A 6,291-nucleotide genomic window follows, 5' to 3' on the forward strand; every position below is an offset into this window, starting at 1 on the left:
ACTGTCCATTCATGTCAATCGTGGCGCCGCCGTGGCTGCATCCGGCGGCTGGTAGCGGGGCGGCGGCTCACGGCCGTCGCCGCCGGCCTGCAGGCGTTCGGTGACCTGCGCCAGGTTCACCGCGGTTTCCGCCAGGCGCGCCAGGCAGCCGGTCACCAGATGCAGGGCCGTGCCGGCCGCGTTGTCCGCGTCTCCTGCACCGGTGGCTGCCTCCTGCTGTTCCAGGGCGCGCACGTCCTGTCGCAGGCCCTGCGTGCGGACGGCGATGTCCGGCAGCGGCGCACCTTCGTCGAGGCTGGCGGCGACCTCCTCCAGCAATGCCGTGACGTCGGCTGCCAGCGCGTCCGCAACCCGTCGCACCGTCTCCGACATGCCGCCGGGGGCGACGGTGAACAGCGGCCCGGCCTGCACCAGGGCCAGCCGCACCAGGGCGACCAGCGTGTAGTAGGTATCCCGCTGCGGATGCCATTCGCGCGGCTCGCTCAGCAGCTGCTCCCAGCAGGCATCCAGTTCGCTCATGGCCAGGGTGCCGGCACGGCGCCGGCTGCGGATATCGGCCACACTGACGGGCTCGCCCTCGACCCGCCGCAGCAGGATCCGCAGGGTCTGCACATGGCAACGCAGCACGCCGGCCGCCAGGGCGGGCACACGCTCCCGCTCGCTGCTGGGCCAGAGGGTGAGCAGGCCGACGAAGGCCATCGCCGCGCCGATCATCGTGTCGCCGATCCGCAGCAGCCAGATCACGTCGCTCTGCGCCGGCGACAGGATCGCCAGCAGCATCACGACGAAGGGGGTCAGCAGGACGGTGCCGAGGCCGAGATTGCGGCTGATCACGCCGAAGGCGCAGATTGCGAAGACCAGCGCCAGGATCGCATGCGCCAGGGTGCCGTGGAACAGCTCCAGCATGATCGCCGCCAGCACGCCGCCGATCACGGTGCCGACGGTGCGGGCGATGCTGGCGGCCCGGGTGCCGCCATAGCCGGGCTTCAGCACCACGACCGCGACCAGCGGGATCCAGTAGCCATGGTCGATGCCGAAAAAGGTATAGGCGAAGGTGGCGATGGCCAGGATCGCACCGACCCGCAGGCCGTGGCGCAGCCGCTGCGAGCGCAGCGCCAGATTGTCCCACAGGACATGGGCGGGATCGGCGCCCAGCAGGGCCTGCAGCAGCGGGACCGGGCGCAGTTCGCTGGCGCTGTCGGGATCGCCCGCCTCGATGCTGCCGGCCAGCGCCTCCCGCGCCCTGTCGATCTCCGCCCGCAGGTTCAGCAGGTAGAAGGCGATGCCGTCGGTGCGCGCTTCGTCGCCGACCCCTTCCGCCGACAGCTGGTCGCGGGCGGCGGCAAGGCGCGCGGTGATCTCCGCCGCCGTGCAGCTCATTGCCGCCGGCGGTACCGTTTCCACGTTCGGGCCCAGCGCCGCGCCCAGCTGCGTGACGTCCCGCGCCAGCCCCCGCAGGATGCCGCCGACGACCGGGTCCAGGACCGGCTGAGCCGCCGCCGGGATCGTCTGCATGCTGAGCGACAGGCCGGAGACGGAAAGCGCCATCAGCCGCCCCTGCTGCAGCGCCAGGACCAGGCGCCGTCCCGTCATCGAGGTGCCGTCGCGGATCGCCCGCAGGTCGGTGAGGATGCCCATCGCCGCATCCAGCGAGGCATGCGCGGCGGCGCGCGCCTGCCAGCCGGCCTGGGCCTGCACGATATGTTCCGGCCGCGGCACGCTCAGCCCGTCCACCGCAGTCTCCAGCACCCGGGACAGGTCGGCGAACGCCTGGCGCACCGCCCGCCGGGCCGGCGAGAAGGGCTGGATCGGCCAGGCGATGAGGGTGCCGAAGGTCATCCAGGTGCCGCCGACGAGGGCGGCGATGCCCCGTTCGACGGACTCGAGCGGGGCGCCGCCGATGCCGCAGCCCAGGATCAGCATCAGCAGCGCGAAGGTGGTCGCCTTGCCCGCCGTGGCGGTGAGGGTGCCCACGAAGCCGAGCAGGGTGCCCAGCAGGAACAGGATGGCGAGGCTGCCGACCTCCATACCGTGCATCAGGGTGCCGATCGCCGCCGACAGGCCCAGCAGCAGCGCCGTCACCAGCAGGCCGACCGCCCGGCGCCGGTAGCTGCCCGGCAGGTCGCAGAAGCCGACCCAGATCGCGCCCAGTGCGGCGAACAGGCCGATGGTCGCGGAATGCAGCATGATGCCGAGGAAGAACGGTATCGCGGCCAGCAGAACGATCCGCAGGCCGTTGAAGAAGGTGCGCGGCTCGTAGGCCGCGACCAGGGTGTCGCGCAGCCAGGCGAGCGGCCGGGGCAGGGCGCGGCGCCAGATCGCCGGCCCGGTCATCCGCGCGCCTCCGGTGCTGACGGCTGCAGGGCCGGCGATCGCGTGCCGCGCATCCGGGCCAGCTGGGCAAGGTCCTCCGCCAGATCGCGGAGGGCTGCGGCCAGCGCCTGCAGGGGGGCATCGGGTGCCGCGTGCAGCGCGGCGGTGGCGGTGCGCGCCCGCTGCGGCAGTTCGGCCGGCCAGGCAGGCGGCGGCGGATCCCGGTCCCGCCGGTCCAGGGCGCTGCAGGCCGCGGCCATTTCGGTCATCAGTGCCGCGCTGCGCTCCATCGCCGCGGCGGGGACGGCCTCTGAGCGGCCGGAGGCCTGCAGGGCGGCCAGCGCCCCGGTCAGGCGATGCAGGCCGTCGACGACGCTGCGCAACTCCCGCCGGTTGGGATGCCAGTGTGCCGGCTCCAGGAAGATCTCGCGGACGATCGCCTCCGCATTCTGCAGGTTCATCCGGCTGTGGGAGGCCAGCTGCTCGGCATCCGCCGCAGCGTCCCGCATTGCGCCGGGCTGCCGCCCGGGCGTGCTGTCGCGGGCCAGGTCGGCCAGCATCTTACCCAGATCGCGCAGGCTGCGACCGACGCCGCTCCAGTAGCTGGCATAGCGCACCGGCGGCCAGATCAGCAGGCTGCCGGCGATCAGCGCCCCGCCCAGAAGGGTCGCCAGCAGCCGGGGCAGGGTGACGTCGGTATCGGGCATGGCGGCGTCGATCTTGAAGATCACGTACATCGTCAGAAGCGTGATGCCGAGTGGATAATGAGTCGTGATCACGGCATGCGACAGGCAGTTGAACAGCAGCGCCAGGGCCGCCAGGAGCCAGAAATCCTGCGTGCCGAGCAGCACCATCTCGGCGATCGCGGCGCCCAGGACGGTGCCGATCATCCGCGCCCCCACCGCGGCCCGCGTGCCGCCATAGGCGGGTTTCGTGACCATCACGATGGTCAGCATCACCCAGTAGCCGAAGGCGATCCCGAAATGCCAGACCAGCCCGGTGGCAAGGGTCACCAGGGCGGCCTGGCGCAGGGCATGCCGGCAGGCGGTCGAACGCAGGGTCAGGTTGGCACGCAGCTTCGGCCAGGCCCAGAGCGGCAGTTGCCGGACGCGGCCGCGCTCCGGCAGCCGGATGGCGGCTGACATCGCATCGTCCGCTGCGCCGCCGGGGGCGAAGGCCGCGCGAAGTTCGGCCGCGGCGCAGCGGAACGCGCGCCGGGCCTCCGCCGGCGCCGATGGCAGGTCCGCAGGCAGTGCCTCGTCCGGCAGCGGCGGGCCGGCGATATCCAGCCCGGTGCTGGGCGCGCGGCGCAGGGAGAGCCGTTCCAGCCGGCCCGCCATCGCGCGCAGCGCCGCCGCCTCTTCCGCCAGTTCGGCCGCGACCTGCGGCGGCAGGGCGCCGCGATATTCCGCCAGGGTAGCCAAAGCCCGTGTCATCCGCTGCCCGGCCATGGCGGCGGCCAGGATCTGCCGCAGGGCGGTGGGGCGCACCCCGCGCCGCCGTTGCGGCAGGGTTTCCGACAGGCTCTCCAGCGCCGCATCGAGTGCCCTGTAGGCGGCCGTCCTGGCGTTCCAGCGGGCGCGGACGCGCTCCTGGGACGCATCGCCGTCGGCCGCCGCCACGGCAGCGGCCAGGCCGGCGACCTCCCGCAGCGCCGCGGCCATCGCCCGGCGCACCGGCCGGTCGGGATGCAGCGGCCAGGGCAGCAGCAGGCCCGCGATCATGAACAGGCAGGCGAGGAACACCGCACCGGCCCGGGCTTCGGCATCGCCCGGCACGCCGAGCGACACCACGGTCAGGAACAGGGTGAGCGTGCTGATCGCCAGCCCCTCGCTGCCCAGCGCGCCCATCGCGGCGAAGGCCAGGACCATGACGAACACCGCCGGCAGCAGCCACAGGGTCGCGTCCGCCATCAGGGTGCCGAGATAGCAGCCCAGGGTGACGCAGAGGGTGCCGGCGGCCATGGTCCGCAGGCGGTAGGCGAAGGCGCCGCCGGCCGGATCCGCCATGCCCAGCCGCACCGCGGCCAGGCTGGTGAAGATCGCGAACAGCGGTTCGTCGACCAGCATGCAGAAGGCGAAGGGCAGGGCGCTGAGCAGGCCGACGATGAGGCCCTTGCGGAATGCGTCGGGACGGTATGCGTCCCCCCAGAGCTGCCGGCCGCGGTCCAGAACCGTGTTGATGATGCGGGGTGCCTGCATGATGCCGGTCGCGGCCTCAGCCTTGCGCCGCCCTGTCCTCCGGCGGGAGGAGGCGGACCGCGGCAAGGGCGGCCAGGCCCAGGACGGTGAACAGGATCAGCAGGTAGGCTGGCATCTGGCTGTCGCCGCTCCAGCGGATCAGTGCGGTTGCCGCCAGCGGGGTCAGCCCGCCGATGATGGCGAAGCCCAGATTGTAGGACACGGCGACGCCGGAATAGCGCACCGCGGTCGGGAAGATCGCGGTCAGCGGCGCCGGCGCAGCCCCCCAGGCAAACGACGCCAGGATCGACAGCAGCGCCAGCGCCGGCAGGACCGATGCCGCATCGCCGGCCATCCAGACATAGGCGGGCACCACCGCGACGATCAGGGCCAGCCCGCCGGCCAGGGTCGGCAGCTTCAGGCCCAGCCGGTCGCCGAGCCAGCCGGCCAGCGGCATCGGCAGCGAGAACATCAGGATGCCCAGGACGCTGGCACTGGCCATGGCCGGCCCCGGATAGCCCAGGATCCGGGTCAGGTAGGTATCGAGGTAGAGATAGAGGAGCGAGACGATGCTGGCACCGATTCCGGCGATCAGGAAGCCGGCCAGGACCTGGCGGCCGTGCCGGGCGAACAGCATGGCCAGGGGTACCTTGTGGGTGGCGGCCTCCATCTCCTCGAAGGCAGGCGATTCCGACAGCCGCACCCGCAGCAGGAAGCCGGCCAGCGCGATCGCGCCGCCCAGCAGGAAGCCGATGCGCCAGCCAAAGGCGGACACATCCTCCGCCGGCAGCGCGGCGACGATGCCCCATTGCACGGCATGGGCGACCAGCAGGCCGACATTGATCATCATGAACAGGACGCCGCAGGCCAAGCCGCGATGGCGGGGCATGGTCTCGGTGATCAGAACCAGCGCGCCCGGGATCTCTCCGCCCAGGCTCATGCCCTGGACGATACGCAGGCCGACGAAGATCACGCTGGCGGCGATGCCGATATTGTCATAGCCTGGCATGAGTCCCATCAGGATCGTGGCGCCGGCCATGCCGCCGATGCTGAGGCGCAGCATGTTGCGGCGACCCAGCCGGTCGCCGTAATGGCTGAACAGGATGCCGCCCAGCGGGCGGGCAAGATAGCCGATGGCGAAGACGGTGAAGGCGGCCAGCAGGTTCGCCGTGGCATCGCCACTGGGGAAGAAGGTCTGCCCGATCACGTCGGCGAAGACCGCATAGATGACGAAGTCGTAGAATTCCAGCCCGCCGCCCAGGCTGCCCAGGGTCAGTGCCCGTCGCCGCTCCGATGCCGATATCTCGCGTGCCATGTCGGTCGTCCGCCCCTTCGCTTCCCTGCCGCCAGAGTCTAGCCGGTCTGAGGTTGCGATGCCGCATCGACGGCGGCCATGTCCCGCGAAAGGTCGCGGACCACCGCCCCGTAGCGGCGCAGCCGCTCGTCCGGTGCCACAAGCAGCGCCGCATGCGCGGCCTCCGCCGGCATGCGGCCCGCCTGCAGCCGGTCCAGGGCCTCCGCCGCGGCGGCAAGGGCGGCGGCCTGCGCCGACAGGTCCCGGCCGGGTTCCGACAGGGCGGACAGCAGGGCCGTCAGCCGGTGCAGGTCCTGCACCACCGCGCGCATCCGCAGGCGTCCGGCATGGCGTGCGGCGGGCTCGGCGAAGATCTCGTCCAGTACCGCTTCGGCGTTCTGCAGGCCGAGCCGTCCCTGCCGGCGCAGCGGCAACAGCTCCGGATCGGTGACCAGCAGCGGCGCCTGCCCGGCCGCCACCCGCCGCGCCAGGGCGGCGGCAACC

Annotated in this window: 4 protein-coding genes; all 4 read right to left on the reverse strand. The window is 72.4% G+C overall.

The genetic code is table 11. The annotated features are described in order from the left end of the window. Positions 1-9 precede the first annotated feature (9 nt). Positions 10-2,334, reverse strand: coding sequence for an FUSC family protein (locus ACFOGJ_RS01405; RefSeq protein ID WP_379897607.1), 2,325 nt, complete (start codon positions 2,332-2,334; stop codon positions 10-12). Continuing rightward, the gene (locus ACFOGJ_RS01410; protein WP_379897608.1) at positions 2,331-4,514 is read right to left on the reverse strand and encodes an FUSC family protein; all 2,184 of its coding nucleotides are present in this window, start codon (positions 4,512-4,514) and stop codon (positions 2,331-2,333) included. The genes ACFOGJ_RS01405 and ACFOGJ_RS01410 overlap by 4 nt, the downstream gene beginning before the upstream one ends. Positions 4,515-4,530: 16 nt before the next feature. Continuing rightward, positions 4,531-5,808: an MFS transporter gene (locus tag ACFOGJ_RS01415; protein WP_379897609.1), complete on the reverse strand. Its 1,278-nt coding sequence runs from the start codon at positions 5,806-5,808 to the stop codon at positions 4,531-4,533. Positions 5,809-5,846: 38 nt separating this feature from the next. Then, the coding region (locus ACFOGJ_RS01420) for a hypothetical protein (RefSeq protein ID WP_379897610.1) at positions 5,847-6,291 on the reverse strand (445 nt) is incomplete at its 5' end.

Source organism: Marinibaculum pumilum, assembly GCF_042646425.1.
In the GTDB taxonomy this organism is placed as follows: domain Bacteria; phylum Pseudomonadota; class Alphaproteobacteria; order Ferrovibrionales; family Ferrovibrionaceae; genus Marinibaculum; species Marinibaculum pumilum.